General features: G+C 73.2%; 16 protein-coding genes. 4 read left to right on the top strand and 12 right to left on the bottom strand.

Annotated features, from left to right (window positions below):
- Positions 1-4 precede the first annotated feature (4 nt).
- The gene (locus ACFZCY_RS26470) at positions 5-1012 is read right to left on the bottom strand and encodes a substrate-binding domain-containing protein (RefSeq protein WP_391178170.1); all 1008 of its coding nucleotides are present in this window, start codon (positions 1010-1012) and stop codon (positions 5-7) included.
- Positions 1013-1164: 152 nt separating this feature from the next.
- Here ACFZCY_RS26470 and ACFZCY_RS26465 point away from each other — a divergent pair, with 152 nt between their 5' ends.
- Positions 1165-2811, top strand: coding sequence for a fucose isomerase (locus ACFZCY_RS26465; RefSeq protein WP_391178166.1), 1647 nt, complete (start codon positions 1165-1167; stop codon positions 2809-2811).
- The gene (locus ACFZCY_RS26460; RefSeq protein WP_391178162.1) at positions 2808-4295 is read left to right on the top strand and encodes an FGGY family carbohydrate kinase; all 1488 of its coding nucleotides are present in this window, start codon (positions 2808-2810) and stop codon (positions 4293-4295) included. The genes ACFZCY_RS26465 and ACFZCY_RS26460 overlap by 4 nt, the downstream gene beginning before the upstream one ends.
- A 1-nt stretch (position 4296) precedes the next feature.
- Here ACFZCY_RS26460 and ACFZCY_RS26455 read toward each other — a convergent pair whose 3' ends face one another.
- From ACFZCY_RS26455 to ACFZCY_RS26420, 8 genes are read right to left on the bottom strand one after another with little or no spacing between them, the layout of a single operon-like run.
- Complete coding sequence (locus ACFZCY_RS26455) at positions 4297-5037, bottom strand: oxygenase MpaB family protein (protein WP_391178159.1); 741 nt, start codon at positions 5035-5037, stop codon at positions 4297-4299.
- Positions 5034-5795 carry an FCD domain-containing protein gene (locus tag ACFZCY_RS26450; RefSeq protein ID WP_391178156.1) on the bottom strand — a complete coding sequence of 254 codons (762 nt, stop codon included), beginning with the start codon at positions 5793-5795 and terminating at the stop codon, positions 5034-5036. Before ACFZCY_RS26450 ends, ACFZCY_RS26455 begins: the two co-directional genes overlap by 4 nt.
- A 13-nt stretch (positions 5796-5808) precedes the next feature.
- Positions 5809-6768 (bottom strand): ornithine cyclodeaminase family protein, encoded by a 960-nt coding sequence (locus ACFZCY_RS26445; protein ID WP_391178153.1) that lies wholly within the window; start codon positions 6766-6768, stop codon positions 5809-5811.
- Between the two features lie 10 nt (positions 6769-6778).
- Complete coding sequence (locus ACFZCY_RS26440) at positions 6779-7780, bottom strand: proline racemase family protein (RefSeq protein ID WP_391178150.1); 1002 nt, start codon at positions 7778-7780, stop codon at positions 6779-6781.
- A gap of 3 nt (positions 7781-7783) precedes the next feature.
- A complete protein-coding gene (locus ACFZCY_RS26435) occupies positions 7784-8692 on the bottom strand; it encodes a dihydrodipicolinate synthase family protein (protein ID WP_391178147.1) in 909 nt (302 codons plus the stop codon).
- On the bottom strand, positions 8689-10182 hold the full coding sequence (locus ACFZCY_RS26430) for an FAD-dependent oxidoreductase (protein WP_391178144.1): 1494 nt from the start codon (positions 10180-10182) through the stop codon (positions 8689-8691). The genes ACFZCY_RS26435 and ACFZCY_RS26430 overlap by 4 nt, the downstream gene beginning before the upstream one ends.
- Positions 10163-10444 carry a 2Fe-2S iron-sulfur cluster-binding protein gene (locus ACFZCY_RS26425; RefSeq protein WP_391178141.1) on the bottom strand — a complete coding sequence of 94 codons (282 nt, stop codon included), beginning with the start codon at positions 10442-10444 and terminating at the stop codon, positions 10163-10165. The genes ACFZCY_RS26430 and ACFZCY_RS26425 overlap by 20 nt, the downstream gene beginning before the upstream one ends.
- Positions 10441-11634, bottom strand: coding sequence for an FAD-dependent oxidoreductase (locus ACFZCY_RS26420; RefSeq protein ID WP_391178138.1), 1194 nt, complete (start codon positions 11632-11634; stop codon positions 10441-10443). The genes ACFZCY_RS26425 and ACFZCY_RS26420 overlap by 4 nt, the downstream gene beginning before the upstream one ends.
- A 99-nt stretch (positions 11635-11733) precedes the next feature.
- Here ACFZCY_RS26420 and ACFZCY_RS26415 point away from each other — a divergent pair, with 99 nt between their 5' ends.
- Positions 11734-12672 (top strand): hypothetical protein, encoded by a 939-nt coding sequence (locus ACFZCY_RS26415; protein WP_391178135.1) that lies wholly within the window; start codon positions 11734-11736, stop codon positions 12670-12672.
- A gap of 28 nt (positions 12673-12700) precedes the next feature.
- On the opposite strand, the gene ACFZCY_RS26410 is transcribed toward ACFZCY_RS26415, so the two are convergent.
- Positions 12701-13384: a PAS domain-containing protein gene (locus ACFZCY_RS26410; protein ID WP_391178132.1), complete on the bottom strand. Its 684-nt coding sequence runs from the start codon at positions 13382-13384 to the stop codon at positions 12701-12703.
- Between the two features lie 166 nt (positions 13385-13550).
- Between ACFZCY_RS26410 and ACFZCY_RS26405 the strand changes: the two genes are divergently transcribed.
- Complete coding sequence (locus ACFZCY_RS26405) at positions 13551-16733, top strand: cytochrome P450 (RefSeq protein WP_391178129.1); 3183 nt, start codon at positions 13551-13553, stop codon at positions 16731-16733.
- Positions 16734-16745: 12 nt separating this feature from the next.
- Here ACFZCY_RS26405 and ACFZCY_RS26400 read toward each other — a convergent pair whose 3' ends face one another.
- Entirely contained in the window at positions 16746-17339 is a 594-nt protein-coding gene (locus tag ACFZCY_RS26400) for a cupin domain-containing protein (protein ID WP_391178124.1), read from the bottom strand.
- 57 nt (positions 17340-17396) lie between these two features.
- Positions 17397-18599: a cytochrome P450 gene (locus ACFZCY_RS26395; RefSeq protein ID WP_391178121.1), complete on the bottom strand. Its 1203-nt coding sequence runs from the start codon at positions 18597-18599 to the stop codon at positions 17397-17399.
- Positions 18600-18604 lie beyond the last annotated feature (5 nt).

Below are 18604 nucleotides of genomic sequence, written 5' to 3'. Positions count from 1 at the left end.
CGGCTCAGCTCCGCGGCGGGCGCAGCGAGCTGGCGCGCACGATGAGGGTGGGCGACAGCGTGATGCGGCGCGGGCGCCGTTCCGCGGGGGCGTGAAGCGCCTCCAGCAGCAGCCGCGCCGAGCGCTCCCCCAGCGGGTGGGCGGGCTGGGCGACCACCGAGATGGGCGGCGTCATGTACGGCGCCCAGGGGGCGTCGTCGAAGGAGACGAAGCCGACGTCGGAGCCGACGCGCAAGTTCCGTTCGGCGAGCGCGGCCAGCGTGCCGAGCGCCATCGGGGCGTTGGCGACGAAGAACGCGTCGGGCGGATCGGCGCGGGCCAGCAGCTCCCGGGCGGCGAGCATCGCACCGTCCTGCCGGAAGTCGGCGTGCGCGACGATCTCCGGCATGCCGTGGTGCTCCCGGAGGGCGGCGCGGTAGCCGCGCAGCCGGGCCCGGGCGGTGTCGGCGGACGCCGGGCCGGTGACACAGGCCGGGCGCGACCAGCCCTGCTCGATGAGATGGCTGGTGGCGGCCCGTGCGCCCGCGAAGGAGCGCACCACGATGGCGTCGGTCTTCTCGCGCAGCGGGCGGTCGATCACCACGACCGGGATACGGCTCTGGCGCAGCCGTGAGATGTCGGTGTCCCGGCCCTGCGGGGACAGCACGACCCCGGCCACCCGGGCCTGCTCGGCCACGGCGAGGTGGCGGCGCTCCTTCTCGGGGTCCTCGTCGGTGTTGCAGAGCAGGACCGTATAGCCCTCCGCCTCGGCGGCGTCGGTGACGCCGCGCGCGACGGCGGTGAAGAACGGGTTGCCGATGTCGGGGATGAGCAGCGCGATGACCTTGGTGGTGCGGGTGCGCAGGCTCCGGGCGATCCCGTTCGGCCGGTATCCGACCGCGTCGGCGGCCCGCATCACCCGCTCGACGATCTCCGGCGCGATGGACGGATTGCCGTTGAGGGCCCGGGATACGGAGGCCGGGGAGACCCCCGCCGCCTCGGCAACGGTTTTGATCGTCGGCGTTGGTGTCACCTCACCCACGGTAGCCACCCGGCGCGGCGGCATCACCACCGGAGCCGGTCCGGCGCCCCGGCCCTTGCCCGAGAAATCGATTTCTGAGAGCCTGCGGACACCCGCGGCGGCCGTCGCGGTGCCCATCGAGGACGCAGGGAATGGGTGGCGCCATGCCGTACACCGTGCCGGTCAGTACGCCGAGGCCGACCGTGGAGCCCGCCACGGTCTGGCTGGTGGCCAGCGGCGATCTGCGCCCCTCCGCCAATACCGCGGGGTGGCCCGTTCAGGAGGCGATGGAAGCCGCGCTGGGCGACGCCTTCGGGAAGCTCGGCTGGACGGTGCGCCGGGCGCATGAGGTCGATCCGGCCAAGGGCCATGGCTTCATCGACAGCCAGCGCATGGGGCTGACCGTCTTCCGCTCGATCCCCTCCGACGCGCCCTTGGTGGTCGCCGAGGCGGTGTGGCAGTACAGCCACCATGTGCTGGCCGGGCTGCGCACCCACCGTGGGCCCATCCTGACCGTGGCCAACTTCGACGGCACCTGGCCGGGCCTGGTGGGGCTGCTCGGGGTGAACGCGGGCCTGACCAAGATGGGCAAGGAGTACTCCACGCTGTGGAGCGAGGACTTCACCGACGACTGGTTCCTGGAGGGCCTGCGGAGCTGGGTGGACACCGGCACCGTTCCCCATGACGCCTCGCACGTACGGCCGTTGCCGCCGCTCCCGGCCACGCCCGAACGCGAGCTGGGGCACGCGGTCGCCGACCAGCTGATGGCGGACAAGGCCATCATCGGGGTCTTCGACGAGGGCTGCATGGGCATGTACAACGCCATCATCGACGACGAACTCCTCAACCCGCTCGGCATCTACAAGGAGCGCCTGTCGCAGAGCGCCCTGTTCGCCGAGATGGCCACGGTGCCGGAGGCGGAGACCACCGCCGTACGCCGGTGGCTCACCGAACGCGGCATGCGCTTCGAGACCGGTACGGACGAGGCCACCGAGCTGACCGACGAACAGCTGCGCCAGCAGTTCGCGATGTACATCGCCGCGCTGCGCATCAGCGACGACTTCGGTCTCGACGCGGTCGGTATCCAGTACCAGCAGGGCCTGAAGGACCTGGTGGCCGCGTCCGACCTCGCCGAGGGGCTGCTGAACAACGCCGAGCGTCCCCCGGTGCGCAGCCGCGACGGCTCCCGGGTGCTGTGGGAGGACCGGCCCCTCCCCCACTTCAACGAGGTGGACGAGGGCGTGGCGGTGGACGCGCTGCTCAGCAACCGCCTCTGGACGGCGATGGGGCTCGACCCTGCCACCACCCTGCACGACGTCCGCTGGGGCGGGAGTTACGACGGCCGGTTCGTCTGGGTCTTCGAGATCTCCGGTTCCATCCCGGCCTCCCACCTCGCCGGGGGCTACGCCGAGGCCGTGTCCCTGCGGCAGAACCCGGTGTACTTCCCGGCCGGTGGCGGCACCCTGTCCGGGGTGTCCCGGCCCGGCGAGATCGTATGGTCCCGGCTGTACATCGCCGACGGCGCGCTGCAGCTGGACCTCGGCCGCGGCCGGGCGGTGGAGCTGCCCGAGGAGGAGACGCGGCGGCGCCGGAAGGCCACCAACCCGGAGTGGCCGATCATGCACGCGGTCCTCGACGGGGTGAGCCGCGACCAGTTCATGGCCCGTCACAAGGCCAACCACATCCAGGTGGTGTACGCGCCCGACGCCACCACCGCCGACCGGGCGCTGACCGCCAAGGCGGCGGCCTTCGAACGACTGGGCGTGGCCGTGCACCTGTGCGGCGACGTGACGATCGAGGCCGGGCGATGACGCCACCGAACGCGACGCGGCGCGCCGTGGTGGGCGTGGACATCGGGACCTCCAGCTCCAAGGGTGTGCTGGTGGCGCCCGATGGCACGGTCCTCGGCCAGTCCGTCGTGCGCCACTCCGTGGACCGGCCGCATCCGGGCTGGGTGGAGATGGACCCGGAGGTGTGGTGGCGGGAGTTCATCACCCTCGTCCGGGATCTGCTCGCCGGATCCGCCGAGGTGACGGTGGAGGCGGTCGGCGTCAGCGGGATGGGTCCGTGTGTCGCCGTCACGGACGACTCCGGTGTGCCGCTGCGCCCGGCCCTGCTGTACGGCATCGACACCCGCGCCACCGAGCAGATCCGCGCGCTGGAGGACGAGCTGGGCCGCGAGGAGATCCTGCGCCGCTGCGGTTCCGTGCTCTCCACGCAGGCCGTCGGCCCCAAGCTCGCCTGGCTCGCGCGGCACGAGCCCGGCGTCTTCGCCCGCGCCCGGCGGCTGTTCATGCCCAGCTCCTGGCTGGTGCACCGGCTCACCGGGGAGTACGTACTGGACCACCACTCGGCCAGCCAGTGCACCCCGCTGTACGACACCGGTGCCCTCGACTGGTACCGCCCCTGGTCGGACGGGCTGGCCGGGCGTATCGAACTGCCCCGGCTCGCCTGGTCCGGGGACACCGCGGGCCGGGTGTCGCCGCGGGCCGCTGAGGCGACGGGTCTGCCGGCGGGCACCCCGGTGACGGTCGGCACCATCGACGCCTGGGCGGAGGCGGTCAGCGGCGACGCGCACAACGCCGGTGATCTGATGCTGATGTACGGCTCGACCATGTTCCTGATCAACACGGTCCGGGAGCGCGTCACCTTCCCCGCCCTGTGGGGCACCGTCGGGGCGCTCCCGGGAACCCGCAACCTGGCCGGCGGCATGGCGTCCTCGGGGGCCATCACCGACTGGCTGCGCTCGCTGTTCGGCGACCCGTCGATCCCCGAACTGCTGGCCGAGGCGGAGACCTCGGGCCCGGGTGCGCGCGGGCTGCTGATGCTGCCGTACTTCGACGGGGAACGCACCCCCGTGGCCGACCCGGCGGCCCGCGGGGTCCTCGCGGGCCTCACCCTCGCGCACACCCGCGGCGATATCTACCGCGCGGCGCTGGAGGCCACCGGTTTCGGCGTCCGTCACAACGTGGAGGCGATCCGCGCCGCGGGTGGCCGCATCGACCGGGTGGTGGCCGTGGGCGGTGGCGCCCAGGGCCATCTGTGGACGCAGATCGTCTCCGACATCACCGGGCTGACCCAGGACATCCCCACGCACACCATCGGCGCGAGCCTCGGCTCGGCGTTCCTCGCCGCCTCGGCCGTCGGAGACGCCGACATCGCCCGCTGGAATCCCCCCGCCACCCGCTGCCACCCCGACCCGGCCACCACGGCACGCTACGACGAGCTGTACACCCGCTACCGCGAGCTGTACCCGGCGACCGCGGACATCGTCCACGGCCTGGCCGCGGGCTGAGTCACAGAGCCTCCCGGGCCCGCGTCCGCCGCCCGCGCCACGCCCGCGCCCGCAGCGCGGCCCGGGTGGCGCCGCGGACCAGGGCCGGGGGCCGACGGGCGCTGAAGGCGTCCCGCGCCCGGTCGTCGAACAGACTGTCCGCGGCCGCGCCCGCGAGCGGGCCGAGCACCCGGGGCACCCGGGGCACCCGGTCGGCCAGCATGCCGCGGGTGGCCTGCCACAGCTCCCGGCCCTGCGGGGTGGCGGCGAAGTGTGCGCGCTCGTAAGTCCTCATCCAGGTCTCGAACTCCCGCCAGGTGGCAGGCACTTCGGGTATGCCCAGGCGGTCGGCGAGGCCGAGGTAGAAGGTGTGCGAGGCGGTTCGCTCGGCGTCGGTGGGAGCGCGCCAGGCGTGGGCCGCGCACCAGCTCATCGGGGCGAGGTCGAAGCAGGCCAGGACATAGCGGAACGCGTCGTCGCCGATGGCGAACGGGGCGTGGAGGCGGTCCAGCGCCGCGATCGTCCCGGCGCCCTGCTCGCTGTCCAGCCCGTGCTCGAAGAGCCCGTACATCATCGCGCCGGTGGCCTTGGCGCGTACCCGGGTGTGCTGGGTCATGCGACCCGTGGCGGCGAGCACCCGGGCGATCTCGGGAACCGCGAACGTACGGCAGAAGCCCAGGTTGAACCCCATCTTGAGGTCCTGGGCGAAAGTGTCGTACGCCATTCGCCGGTAGGTCTCCTCGGCCTCGCGCAACGCGCTCACCGGGGCGGCTCCCCGGGCGGGCGGCTGTCGTGACCGGGATCGGGGTCGGGGCCGGGATCGGGGCCGGGGCCGGGGGCAGGGGGCTTCTCGGCCCAGATACCGCGGACGTGGCCGAGGTGGCGGCGCATCAGGGCCTCGGCGCCGTCCGCGTCGCCCGCCTCGATGAGGTCGAGGAGTTCGGCGTGTTCGTGGGAGGAGTCGAACAACGCGCTGCCTTCGGTCAGCGTGCGCAGGCCGTAGAGCCGGGAGCTGGTGCGCAGGGAGCGCACGATCTCCACCAGCCTGCTGTTCCCGGCCTGTTCCAGCAGGGTGAGGTGGAATTCCATGTCGATGGTGACGTGGGCGATGAAGTCGCGGCGGTTCGCGGCGTCCTCGATGCCCGCCGCCAGCGGCCGCAGCCGCGCGATGACCTCGGGGGCGACGCCCGCCTCGGTGATCTGCCGGATCACCGGGATCTCGATGAGGGCGCGCAGGTGGGTGATGTCGTCCAGTTCGGCCGCGGAGAGGTGGGTGACCCGGAAGCCCTTGTTGCGGGCGATCTCGACCAGCCCCTCCTTGGTGAGGTCGAGCATGGCCTCGCGTACCGGTGTGGCGGACACCCCGAAGTGTTCGGCCAGGCTCGGGGCGGAGTACACGACGCCGGGCTTCAGTTCGCCGGAGATCACCGCGCCCCGGAGGGTTTCGGCGATCTCCTCGCGGAGGCTGCGGCGGCCGCGGAGCGAGGGCAGGCGGGTGGTGGCCCCGTCGTCCACGGTCATGCGGTGGTCTCCTTCATCTGTCGCCCTCGTCGGCCGGTAGGGACTCAAGGGCCTCATGCACGGCACCGGCGATCACGAGATCTTCCCATGCCATTCCCACGCTCTTGAACAGCCGGGGGCGCCCCGGGACCACTGCCGGGGCGGCGCGTACCAGGTCGGCGAGGGGCAGCAGTTGGGCGGGGTCGAGCAGACCGCGGTCGATGACCTGGACGAGGTCGCCCGCCTCCCGGGTGGCGGCGGCGCGGGACTCGACCACCACGGTGGCGTGGCGGACGGTGTGGTCGTCGACCTCCCTGGCGCCGGGTTCATGCGAGCCCACGGCCATCACGGTGGCGTGCGGCGGCAGCAGGGTCCCGTCGAACAGCGGGGTGCGGGCCGTGGTGCAGCAGGCGATCAGATCGGCGTCCGCGACCGCTTCCGGATCCCCGGCCGTGAGGCGGACTCCGGCGGTTTCCGGGAAGCCGCCGGCCAGTTGGCGTGACCGCTCCGGGGTGCGGCCGACGACGGTGACCTGGGTGACCGGGCGGATCGCGCGCAGCGCGGCCAGGTGGCTGTGTGCCTGCGGGCCGCCGCCGAAGAGCACCAGCCGGGACGCATCCGGCGGGGCGAGCAGGTCGGCGGCCGCGGCGGACACCGCGGCGGTACGGAGGTTGGTGAGCGCGACCCCGTCCAGCAGGGCGAGCGGGGTGAGGGTTTCGGCCTCCAGCAGCAGATACTGCCCCTGGATCCGGGGAAGCCCGCGTCCAGGGTTGTCCGGTGCGACGGTGGCGATCTTGACGCCCGCGTAGCCGCGCCCCCGGGCGCTACGGCCCTCGGCGGGCATCAGCAGCAGCTGGCCGTGGGCCACCGGCACCACGCCGCGGGGCGGGTCGGCCTCGGGGTCGAGCCCGTCCCGCAGCGCCTGCTGGAGGGCCCGTATCGCGGTGTGCGGGGGCAGGGCGGCGGCGATCGCGGCCGCGTCGGTGGTCTTCATGGTCGGCTCTTCACAGCTCGAAGCCTTCGGGGAACGGGTCGTCGGGGTCGCGCAGATACTGGGCGGTGCCGGTGATCCAGGCGCGCCCGGTGACGGTGGGCACCACCGCGGGCCGTCCGCCGACCGTGGTCTCCTCGACCAGGCGGCCGGTGAAGTGGGTACCGAGATACGACTCGTTGCGGAAGTCGGTGTGCAGCGGCAGCAGTCCGCGGGTGTGCAGCTGGGCCATGCGGGCGCTGGTGCCGGTGCCGCAGGGCGAGCGGTCGAACATGCCCGGGTGGATGACCATGGCGTGCCGGGAGTGCCGGGCGGTCGATCCGGGGGCGGCCAGATACACATGGTGGCAGCCGCTGATCTCGGGGTTGCCGGGATGCACCGGGCGGGCCTGCTCGTTGATGGCGGCCATGATGGTCAGCCCGGCCTCCATGATGCGGTTCTTGTGGGCCCGGTCGAAGGGGATCCCGAGGTCGTCCAGGTCGACGATGGCGTAGAAGTTGCCGCCGAAGGCCATGTCGTAGCGGATGTCGCCGTACGGCACGGTCTTCACGGTGCGGTCCAGGGCGAGGGTGAACGCGGGCACGTTGCGCAGCGTCACACCGCGCGCCGCGCCCCGCTCGACGGCCACGTCCACCACGACCAGCCCGGCGGGGGTGTCGAGACGGATGGTGGTGACGGGCTCCTCGACCGCCACCATGCCGGTTTCCACCAGGACGGTGGCAACGCCGATGGTGCCGTGTCCGCACATCGGCAGACATCCGGAGGTCTCGATGAAGAGCACGCCCCAGTCGGCGTCGGGGCGGGTTGGCGGCTGGAGGATCGCCCCGCTCATCGCCGAGTGGCCGCGCGGCTCGTTCATGAGGAACGTGCGGATGTGGTCGAGGTGTTCCATGAAGTACCGGCGCCGGTCGAACATGGTGGCGCCGGGAATCACCCCGGCGCCGCCGGTGATGACGCGGGTCGGCATCCCTTCGGTGTGCGAGTCCACGGCGTGGAAGACCCGGTCGCTGCGCATGGTTCAGACGAGCCCTTCCGCGAGGGCCTTCTCGGTGGCCTTGCGCACCGTGTCGGCGTGTTCGGGGGTGAGCGGTACGCGCGGGTGGCGGCAGGGTCCGCCGTAGCGCCCGGCGATGTCCATGCTGAGCTTGATCGCCTGGACGAACTCGGTCCTGGCGTCCCAGCGCAACAGCGGGTGCAGGGTGCGGTAGAGCGGCAGCGCGGACGTCAGGTCGCCCGCGGTGGCGGCCCGCCACAGCTCGGCGCAGGCGCGCGGGAACGCGTTGGGGTAGCCCGCGATCCAGCCGGGCGACCCGGCCACGGCCAGTTCCAGGGACACGTCGTCGCTGCCGCACAGCACATCGAGCCCGGGGGCCAGCTCATGGATCCGGTAGCCGCGGCGGACATCGCCGGTGAACTCCTTCACCGCCACGATCAGCCCCTCGTGGTACAGCTCCGCCAGCAGCTCGGGCACCAGGTCGACCTTGGTGTCGATGGGGTTGTTGTACGCCACGACCGGCACCCCGGCCCTGGCCACCTCCCGGTAGTGGTCCAGCACCGCGCGCTCGTCGGCACGGTAGGCGTTGGGCGGCAGCAGCATCACGGCCGGGGCGCCCGCCTCGGCCGCCTGCTCGGCCCAGCGCCTCGCCTCGTCCGCGCCGTAGGCCGCCACTCCGGGCATCACCGTGAAGCCCTCGGGGGCGGCCTCGATCGCGGTGGTGACCACGCGGGCCCGCTCCTCGGCGGTCAGGGTCTGGTACTCGCCCAGGGAGCCGTTGGGGACGACGCCGTGACATCCCGCGTCCGCGAGCCAGGTGAGGTGTTCGGCGTAGCCGTCGAAGTCGACCGCGAGCCTTCCGGCCGTGTCCTCGCGCAGCGGCAACGCCGTCGCGACGAGCACCCCGTGCCATGACTTGGCCTGTGCGTTCATGCGCCCTCCTCGTCGTGGTGTGGCATGGTTCCGCTCCTCGGATCCCTCAGCAGTCCGAGCGGCACCGGCTGGGCAATGGGCCTGCTCGCCAGCCCGCGCAGGTCCTCCTCGGTGACCTCGCGCCCGGCGTGGGCGGCGGTCAGGGCGGCGGTGGCATAGCCGCACACCCGGCCCTGGCACAGGCCCATGCCGGGGCGCGCGCACAGCTTCACCGCCCGTGGATCGGTGGCCCCCAGCTCCCTCACCGCATGTCGGATGGCACCGGCGGTCACCTCCTCGCAGCGGCAGACGACGGTGTCCCCGGCCAGCCACTCCCGCCAGCCGGGCCGGACCGGGTACGCCGCGTGCAGCGCGGCGGCGAAGCCGCGCCGGGCGGCCCGGAGCCGCAGCAGCCGGGCGACCCCGCGCGGGTCGGGGCGGGCGCCGGTGGTGGCGTACGCCGCGTGCAGGCCCGCCAGTTCCCCCTCGGTGCAGGCGAGCCCGGCGCCACCGACCCCGCATGCCTCGCCCGCCACGTAGACCCCGGGCACGGTGGAGCGCTGCCGGGTGTCCACGCGGGCGATCAGGCTGCCGTCGGCGTCGCGGTCCATCGCGCAGCCGAGCTGCGTCGGGATCTCGGTCTGCGGGGTGAAGCCGTAGCCCACGGCCACCGTGTCGCACTCCAGCCGCCGCCGGGTGCCGGGCACGATCCGCCACCGGTCGTCCAGCCGCGCCACCACGGCCCCGGTGACGCTGTCGGCCCCGTGGGCCTCGACCACGGTGGTGCGGGTGCGGTACGGGACGCGGTGGCGCCGCAGCGTCCGCAAGTAGTGGGCGGCCTCGGCGAGTTTGGCGGTGGCGCGCAGCGTGGTGATCGGGTGGCGGGCGAAGGCGGTGGGCCGTCCGGCCTCGAAGACTCCGAGGACCGTGGCCCCCGCCTCGGCCATCCCTGAGGCCACCGGCAGCAGGAAGGGCCCGGTCCCGGCGACGACGATGCGGCGGCCCGCGACGACGCCGTGCCCCTTGAGCAGCGCCTGCGCCCCACCGGCGGTGTAGACACCCGGCAGGGTCCAGCCGGGGAACGGCAGCTGGCGGTCGTAGGCGCCGGTGGCCACGACGACCGTACGGCTGAGGACTTCGCGGGGTGCGCCGTCGCTCAGGGCGTGGGTGACGAAACCGGTGGCGGTGCGCTCGATGTGCCAGACGGCGTGGCCGGGCAGGTGGTCGAGCCGGGCGCGGTGGGTGTGCGCGGCCCGGCGCAGCCGCTGGAAGAGGGGCCAGTCGTGGTGTGCGGCGCCGTCGTCGGCGGGGCGGTGGCGCCAGTACTGGCCGCCGGGGCGGGGGCTCGCGTCCAGCAGCGCGACCCGGGCGCCGTGGGCCGCCGCCGCGGTCGCCGCGGACAGCCCGGCGGGCCCGGCGCCGAGCACCGCGATGTCGTACGCAACGGCCGCCGGTTCGGCGGGGCCAGCAGACTCAGCGGGCTCAGCGGGCTCAGCAGGCGAGGTCGGCACGGCCCGCTCCCTCCTGGGTCTCCACCACATCCCCGGGTGCGGCCTCGACCAGGCACGCCCGGTGGTTGGGGCGCCCGTTGACGGTCACCAGGCAGTCGAAGCACACGCCGATGCCGCAGAACATCCCGCGCGGACGGCCGCCTTCGCGGGTGCGGCGCCAGGAGCGCTGTCCGTCGGCGATGAGCGCGGCCGCGATGCTCTGGCCGGGCTCGGCCTGAATCGTCCGGCCGTCGAAGCGGAAGGTGAACGGGATCCGGTTCACGCGGCGGCCTCCTCGAATCGCTGCGGGCGAAACGGTGTCAGGGGCAGATCCGGCACCCGGCCGGTGAGCGCTTGCGCGAGCAGATGCCCGGTGGCGGGGGCGAGGCCGATCCCGGCGCCCTCGTGGCCGCAGGCGTGGACGAGGCCCGGGGCGCGCGGGTCGGGCCCGATCACCGGCAGATGGTCGGGGCAGTAGGGGCGGAAGCCCAGATAGCTGCGGAGCAGCGCGACATCGGCGAGGAACGGGAAGAGCCCGATGGCCTGGTCCGCCAGCCTCCGCAGCACCGGCAGCGCCACCGTACGGTCGAACCCCACCCGCTCCCGGCTGGCGCCGATCAGGACGGTGCCCGCCCGGGTGCCCTCGACCACCACCGAGGTCTCCAGACCGGCGTCGTCGCTGGCCACGTTGGCCACGTACTCGGCGGTGTACACCTTGTGCCGTACGACGCGTGGCAGCGGTTCGGTGACCAGGATGAACCCCTTGCGGGGCAGCACCGGTACCGGCGCCCCGGCGAGGCCGGCGAGCTGCCCGGCCCAGGTGCCCGCGGCGTTGACGACCCATCGGGCGTGCAGCGCGGGCAGGGCGGCCGCGTCGGTGCGCACCCCGGTGACGGCGCCGTGCCGGTCCCGGAGGAAGCCGGTGACGTTGACACCGCTGTGGACGGTCGCGCCCCGGGCGCGCGCGTGGCGCAGCAGATGCGCGGCGGCCAGCACGGGCTGGACCTGCGCGTCCTGGGGGTAGTGGGCGCCGCCCGCCACCTCGCGGGTCAGATTCGGCTCCAGCTCGGACAGTTCGTCCGGGCCGACGTCCACCGCCTCCACCCCGGCCGCGCGCTGCTCCGCGGTCAGCTGCCGCAGCCCCGCCGCGGTGACGTCCGAACCGGCCACCACCACACCGCCCTTGGTGTGGAACTCCACGGCGGCGGCCCCCAGGTCGTCGCGGATCTCCCGCCATAACCGGGAGGAGAGCAGTGCCAGATCCAGTTCGGGGCCGGTCTCCTTGTCGGACACCAGGATGTTGCCCTCGCACGCGCCGGTGGTTCCGCCGCCGATCGCGCCACGCTCCACCACGGTGACGCGCAGCCCCGCTGACGTGCAGTAATACGCGCAGGCCGCGCCGATGATGCCTGCCCCGACGACGAGCACATCCGGGAGGCGGGGAATGCCGGGTCGGTAACTCGTACCGGTCATGGCCGGTAGCATGTCATATGGCACTACCCCTGGCCAGGGTGCGGCGACAGCGTATGGCTAGAATTCGCCGCCACGGCACCGTTCGAGGGAGGAGTGCACGTGGCTACGGGGGGATGGCAGCCGCCGAACAGTCCTGGGCAGGGAACCCCACCATGGGGGCCACCGCCCACACCCGATCCCTACGGGCCGCCACCGCAGAGCCCGTACTACGGCCCGCCGCCGCCCGCCCCGTACGGTGTGCCACCGCGGCCGCCCGGCCCGTATCCGCCGGTCCCGGTGCGCCGGCGCCGCCGGCTGTGGCTGTTCTCCCCGCTCATCCCGCTGGTCCGCTCGGCGAACCGGGTGGCGAAGCGGCTGTTCGACCAGGAGGGCGGCGGGCGGGTCCGTGACCAGCTCGTCGACAAGGTCCAGTTCACCCGCTCCGTCCTCGGCATCCTCGCGACGCTGGCGCTCGTCTATGCGTACGGGGCGGACGGCGGCTGGAGCGGTGCGGCGACCGACGGTGTCGGCAATCTCTTCGCGACCCCGCTCCTGCTCCTGCTCACCGGGCCGCTGGTCGTGTTCGGCTTCATCTGGTACGCGCCCGCGCACCGGCGCCCGGAGCTGCGCTCCCGGCTGCGCGGCCCGCTCAAGACGGTGGGCTGGTATGTGCTGATCCTGGTGGCCTTCGGTGTCTTCGTCTATGTGGCGGGTCAGACGACGCTGCTGCACGGACTGCACGGCTGGACGCTGTGGGTGGTCGGCCTCTCGCTGATGGCGGGGCTGCCGTGGGCGCTGGTGTTCTTCTTCCTGGCCTCCGCGTACGTCGCGCGCAGCGCCTTCAACACCGCCTATGTGCACGCCGCGCTGCCGCCCGTGCTCACCGGGGTGCTGGTGTGGCTGATCGCGGGCTTCAACCTGCTGTCGGACGGGATGCCCAACGGGCCGCTGCCCGCCCAGCTGTGTGCCGCGTTCGGCGGGCCGCTGTCGGTGACCGCGCTGTCGCTGTGGGAGCTGCGGCGGCTGCGTACCCGCCACGGCGTGACGATACGGGGCTGAGCCGCCGTCAGCGTCCGGCGAGTGGCCGTCAGGAAGGTTCCGGCGGCCAGACGCCCGGGGCCAGTACGCCGAGCACATACGCCCGGGCCACCAGCTCCGCGCGGTTGCCGACGCCCCAGCGCCGGGAGAGCCGGGTGAGGTGGTAGTTGACGCCGTCCACGGTGAGGCCGGTCTGCCGGGCCATCTGCGCGGTGGTGTGGCCGCCCGCGGCGAGCGCCAGGATCCGGGCCTCGACGGGGCCGGGCCGCTCCGACTCGCCCGGCGCGGTGTCCACCGCGCCGTGGGCCTGCGGCCGGGGTTCCTCGCCGAGCACCCGCAGCAGCACCAGCAGCCACATCGGGCTGTCGGTGTCGCTCACGGTGTCGGCGGTCAGTTCGCCGTACCGCCGCGTCCCGTCCGGCGACTGCCACCGCACCTCGATCGGATAGCGGGAGCGGCGGCCGAGCCGGACCGCCTCCACGATGCGATACACCTGGCCGGCCGCGTTGGGGTGGAACAGCTCCAGCACATTGCGCCCCGCCAGCTGCCCGGGGGCGGCGCCCCATTCGGCCGCCATCGCCGGATTGGCCATCAGGATCCCGCCGTCCGTGCGGCACACCGCGCACGGCACCGGGACCCGGTCGAAGAGCAGCAGGGATCGGTTGCGCCAGACCACCCAGTCCTCCCCGCCGAGGATCCTCCTCACCTCTTCCAGCACCTCGTCGTCGTTCATGCCGGGCCTCGCTCTCGTCGGTACCGCCTCTTGACACCACGGACGGTGCGTGCGCAAGTCCGTCGCACCGTCCGGCACTACAAAATCATGTAGTGCGACGTGCGAACCGCGTGGTCCACCGGGGCGAGGCTGGAGACATCCCCCGCATGGAAGGCATCGCATCGTCATGACAGAAACCCCCCTCCTTCCGGCCGAGACCGCCGAGGGCGGCGCCGCCGACGGCGTCCCGCTCATCGACGTCTCCGAGCAGACGAGCAACACCCCGATCCAGCAGGCCATGGAGCTGACCCGGCGCCATGGCCCGGTGGTGCGGCGCCGGCTGCACGGGACCGACATCCTGTTCGTCAGCGATCCCGAAATGGTCGCGGAACTCTGTGACGACGAGCGGTTCGCCAAGTACGTCAACCAGTCGCTGGAGAACGTCCGGGAGTTCACCCACGACGGGCTGTTCACCGCGTACAACGACGAGCCGAACTGGGCGAAGGCGCATGACATCCTGATGCCCGCCTTCGCGCTCGGCTCGATGCGCACGTACCACCCGGTGATGCTCCAGGTGGCGCGGCGGGTGATCGACGCCTGGGACGCCCGCGCGGCGAGCGGCGAGCCGGTCGCGGTGACCGACGACATGACGCGGATGACGCTGGACACCATCGGACTGGCCGGGTTCGGCTACGACTTCGGCTCGTTCGAGCGCGCGCAACCGCATCCCTTCGTGCAGGCCATGGTGCGCTGCCTGGAGTGGAGCATGCGCAAGGTGGCGCGGCGCCCGGACGTGGACTACAGCGAGCAGGACGAGGCGTTCCGCGCCGATACGGCCTATCTCGCCTCCGTCGTCGACGAGGTGATCCAGGCCCGGGTCGCCGCGGGCGAGACGGACACGGACGATCTGCTGGGGCTGATGCTCAGTGCCACGCATCCGTCCGACGGCACCCCGCTGGACCACGCCAACATCCGCAACCAGGTGATCACCTTCCTGATCGCGGGTCATGAGACCACCTCGGGCGCGCTGTCCTTCGCCCTGCACTACCTCGCCAAGAACCCGGGCGAACTGCGCCGGGTGCAGCGGGAGGCGGACGCGCTGTTCGGCGCCGACGGGGACCCGGAGCCGACGTTCGAGCAGGTGGGGCTGTTGCGCTACACCCGACAGGTGCTGAACGAGGCGCTGCGGCTGTGGCCGACCGCGGCCGCCTTCTCCCGGCAGGCGCGCGCGGACACGATGCTCAGCGGGCGCGTTCCGATGCGGGCCGGGCAGCCCGCCATCGTGCTCACCCCGATGCTGCACCGCGCCGCGGTGTGGGGCGACAACCCGGAGCTGTTCGACCCCTCGCGCTTCGACCCGGAGGCCGAGGCGGCGCGTCCGGTGCACGCGTACAAGCCGTTCGGCACCGGTGAACGGGCCTGCATCGGGCGGCAGTTCGCGCTGCACGAGGCCACCATGCTGCTGGCGATGCTGGTGCACCGCTACCGGCTGATCGACCACGCGGACTACCGGCTGCACATCAAGGAGTCGCTCACCCTCAAGCCCGAGGGCCTCACCCTGCGGCTCGTCCCCCGCACCCCGCGCGAGCGGGCGGTGGCGGTGGCCGACGCGGTGGCGACAAGCGCGCCCGTACGGGACGCCTCGCTGCCCACCCGGGTCCGCCAGGACACCGGTGCGCTGCTGCTGTACGGAACCAACTTCGGCACCTGCCGCTCCTTCGCCGAGGACCTGGCCGCCGACGCCGACGGGCTGGGCTGCGCCACCCAGGTCGCCCCGCTCGACGCCTACGCAGGCGGGCTGCCCACCGACCGCCCGGTGGTCATCACCGCCGCCTCGTACAACGGGCAGCCCACCGATGACGCCGCCGCCTTCCTGGCCTGGCTGGAGACGGCCGAACCGGGCGCGGCGGACGGCGTGAGCTACGCGGTGCTCGGCGTCGGCGACCGCAACTGGGCCGCCACCTACCAGCGCGTGCCGACCCTGATCGACGAGCGGCTGGCCGCCCTCGGCGCAACCCGGCTCATCGACCGGGCCGCGGCCGACGCCTCGGGTGATCTGAGCGGCACCGTGCGGGACTTCACCGCACGGCTGCGCACCGCGCTGCTGGAGCGCCACGGCGACCCGGCCACCGTGGGCGCGGCCCCGGGCGACGCCGTGGACGACGGCCCGGCGTACACCGTCACCGAGGTCACCGGCGGGCCGCTGGACGGTCTGGCGCGGCAGCACGGGATGGTGGCGATGGAGGTCACCGAGACCGGCAGCCTCAGCGATCCGTCGTACCCGCGGGTCAAGCGGTTCGTCCGGCTGGCCCTGCCCGAGGGGGTCGCGTACCGCACCGCCGACCATCTCACCGTGCTCCCGGCCAACGACCCCGCGCTGGTCACGCGGGCCGCCAAGTTGCTCCACGCCGATCCGGAGACGGTGCTCAGCATCGTGCCCGCCCGCCCGGCCCGCCGTGGCGGTCTGGCGGTGGACCGGCCGGTCGGCGTGCGGGAGCTGCTGACGCACCACGTGGAGCTGAACCACCGTCCGGACGCCGAGCAGCTGGCCCTGCTCGCCGAGCTGAACCCGTGCCCGCCGGAGAAGGCGGCGCTCGCCGCGCAGGCCCCCGGGGAGCGCACCCTGCTGGATCTGATCGAGGCCAACCCGGCGCTGCGCGAGACGCTGACCTGGCCGGTGCTGCTGGAGCTGCTGCCGCCGCTGCGGCCGCGCCACTACTCGATCTCCTCCTCCCCCGCCGTCTCGCCGCGCCACGTCGATCTGATGGTGTCGCTGCTGCGCGACGAGGCGAGCGGTTTCCAGGGCACCGGCTCCGGCCATCTGAACGCGGTGCGGCCCGGGGACACCGTGCTCGCCCGGGTGCAGCCCTGCCGTGACGCGTTCCGCGTCGGCCACACGCCGGACCGGCCGGTCATCATGGTGTCCGCCGGTACCGGACTCGCCCCCTTCCGCGGCACCATCGCCGACCGGCGGGCGCTCGTGGAGTCCGGGACCCCGCTCGCCCCCGCGCTGTGCTACTTCGGCTGTGACGCACCGGACGCCGACTATCTGCACGCCGCGGAGCTGCGCGCCGCCGAGGCCGCCGGTGCCGTGTCCATGCGCCCGGCGTTCAGCCGCGCTCCCGTCGACGGCCATCGCTTCGTCCAGCACCGCATCGCCGCCGACGCCGACGAGATCTGGCGGCTGCTGGCGGAGGGCGCCGAGGTGTACGTGTGCGGCGACGGCGCCCGGATGGCCCCCGGCGTGCGGGAGGCCTTCCGGTCGGTGTACGTGGCCCACACCCCCGGCGCCGACGACGCGGCGGCACAGCGCTGGCTGGACGGCCTGATGGCCGAGGGCCGCTTCGTGGAGGACGTCTACGCCGGGTGACCTCGGAAGGGGTCAGTCGCCGGACGGGCGGGCGCGCACATGCATGCGCTCGCCCTGGGCGCCGAAGAGGCTGAGGAATTCGACGGGCTGTGCGCTCGCGCTGGCGAAGCCGTGGGGCGTACGGGTGTCGAACTCGGCCGCCTCGCCCGCGGTGAGCGTCAGATCGTGCTCGCCGAGGGCGAGGCGCAGTTTGCCCGAGAGCACGTACAGCCATTCGTAGCCCTCGTGCACCGACTGCGAAGGCCGGACGTCGGTGTCCGACGCCCGGCCGGGCAGGATCTGCTTGTAGGCGTGCAGCCCGCCGAGATAGCGCGTCAGCGGCACGAACGTCTGCCCGTGCCGGGTGAAGGGGCGCGGGTAGATGCGGGGGTCGCCGGTGGGCGGCGCGCCGACCAGCTCGTCCAGCTGGACGCCGTGGGCCTTGGCCAGGGGCAGCAGCAGCTCCAACGTGGGCTTGCGCTGCCCCGACTCCAGCCGCGAGAGGGTGGAGAGCGAGATCCCGGTGGTCTCGCTCAGCTGGGCCAGGGTGGCCCCGCGGTCCCGCCGCAGCGCCCGCAGCCGCGGGCCGACCGCGTTCAGCACCTCGGGAATGTCATGATCCGCCATGGGCCCTATGTGCCGGTACGGCAAGAACATTGTCAAGCGCGCCCGGGCACCAGGTGCTCACCAGGTGACGGGCAGTTCATGGGCACCGTAGATGACCATGTCGCTGCGCATCGGCACCTCCTCCGGCGCCACCGCGAGCGCGAGGTCCGGGAACCGGCCGAGCAGTCCGCGGTAGCCCGCCGCCAGCTCGATCCGGGCCAGGTTCTGGCCGAGGCACTGGTGGATGCCGTATCCGAACGCGAGGTGGCTGCTGCGGGGGCGGGCGACGTCGAGCGTGTGGGGCTCGTCCACGAGTGCGGGGTCCCGGTTCGCGGCCGGGACGGACACCGCCACGCTCTGGCCCGCCGCGATGGTGACGCCACCGACCTCGACGTCCTCCAGCGCGATACGGACCGGGAAGGCGTTGACGATGCTCAGGTAGCGCAGCAGCTCCTCGACCGCGCCGGGCACCAGCGCGTCGTCCTCGCGCAGCCGCCGCATCTGCTCGGGGTTCTGCAGCAGGGTGAAGGTGCCGAGGCTGAGCATGTTGGTGGTGGTCTCGTGCCCGGCGATCAGCAGCAGCGCCGCCATGTTGACGATCTCGACGTCGGACAGCTCGCCGACGGAGGTGAGATACGAGATCAGATCGTCCTGGGGGGCGCGCCGCTTGTCGGCGGTCAGTTCGCCGAGGAATCGGGTGATCGTACGCATCCCCTGGTCGAACTGGCCGCCGGTCTGGTCCTGGACCAGGATCTGCGCGCTGGCCCGCTGGAATGTCGCGCGCTCCGCGTAGGGCACGCCGAGCATTTCGCAGATCACCAGCGAGGGGACCGGCAGCGCGAAGTGTTCCACCAGGTCGGCCGGTTTTCCCGCCGCCTCCAGGGCGTCGAGGCAATCGGTGACGATGCCGTCGATCCGGGGTTCGAGGGCGCGCATCCGCCGTACCGTGAAGTAGCGGGTGAGTAACCCGCGATAGTGACTGTGTTCGGGAGCGTCCATGGCCAGAAACGACCCCGGACCGTTGCCGTGGTTCTCCCGGACGGTCTGCGAGATGGGCCGCACCGTGTCGTCACCGCGCCACCGCTCGGCGCTGAAGCGCGGGTCCCGCAGCACCTCGCGGGCCTCGTGGTATCCGGTGACCAGCCATCCCGTACTGCCGCCGACGAACCGGAGCGGGCTGACGGCGGGGCCGGTGACGAGTGCGGGCGGGGGATCGACGTAGTTGGCGCGCTGCCGGGGGTACGGCGGGGCCTGGTGGGGCGCGGACGACGGGGCACTCACGGTGG

Source organism: Streptomyces sp. NPDC007983 (assembly GCF_042958345.1).
Classification (GTDB): domain Bacteria; phylum Actinomycetota; class Actinomycetes; order Streptomycetales; family Streptomycetaceae; genus Streptomyces.
The sequence above is the reverse complement of the archived record's forward strand: the minus strand, read 5'-3'. Positions and strand labels throughout refer to the sequence as shown.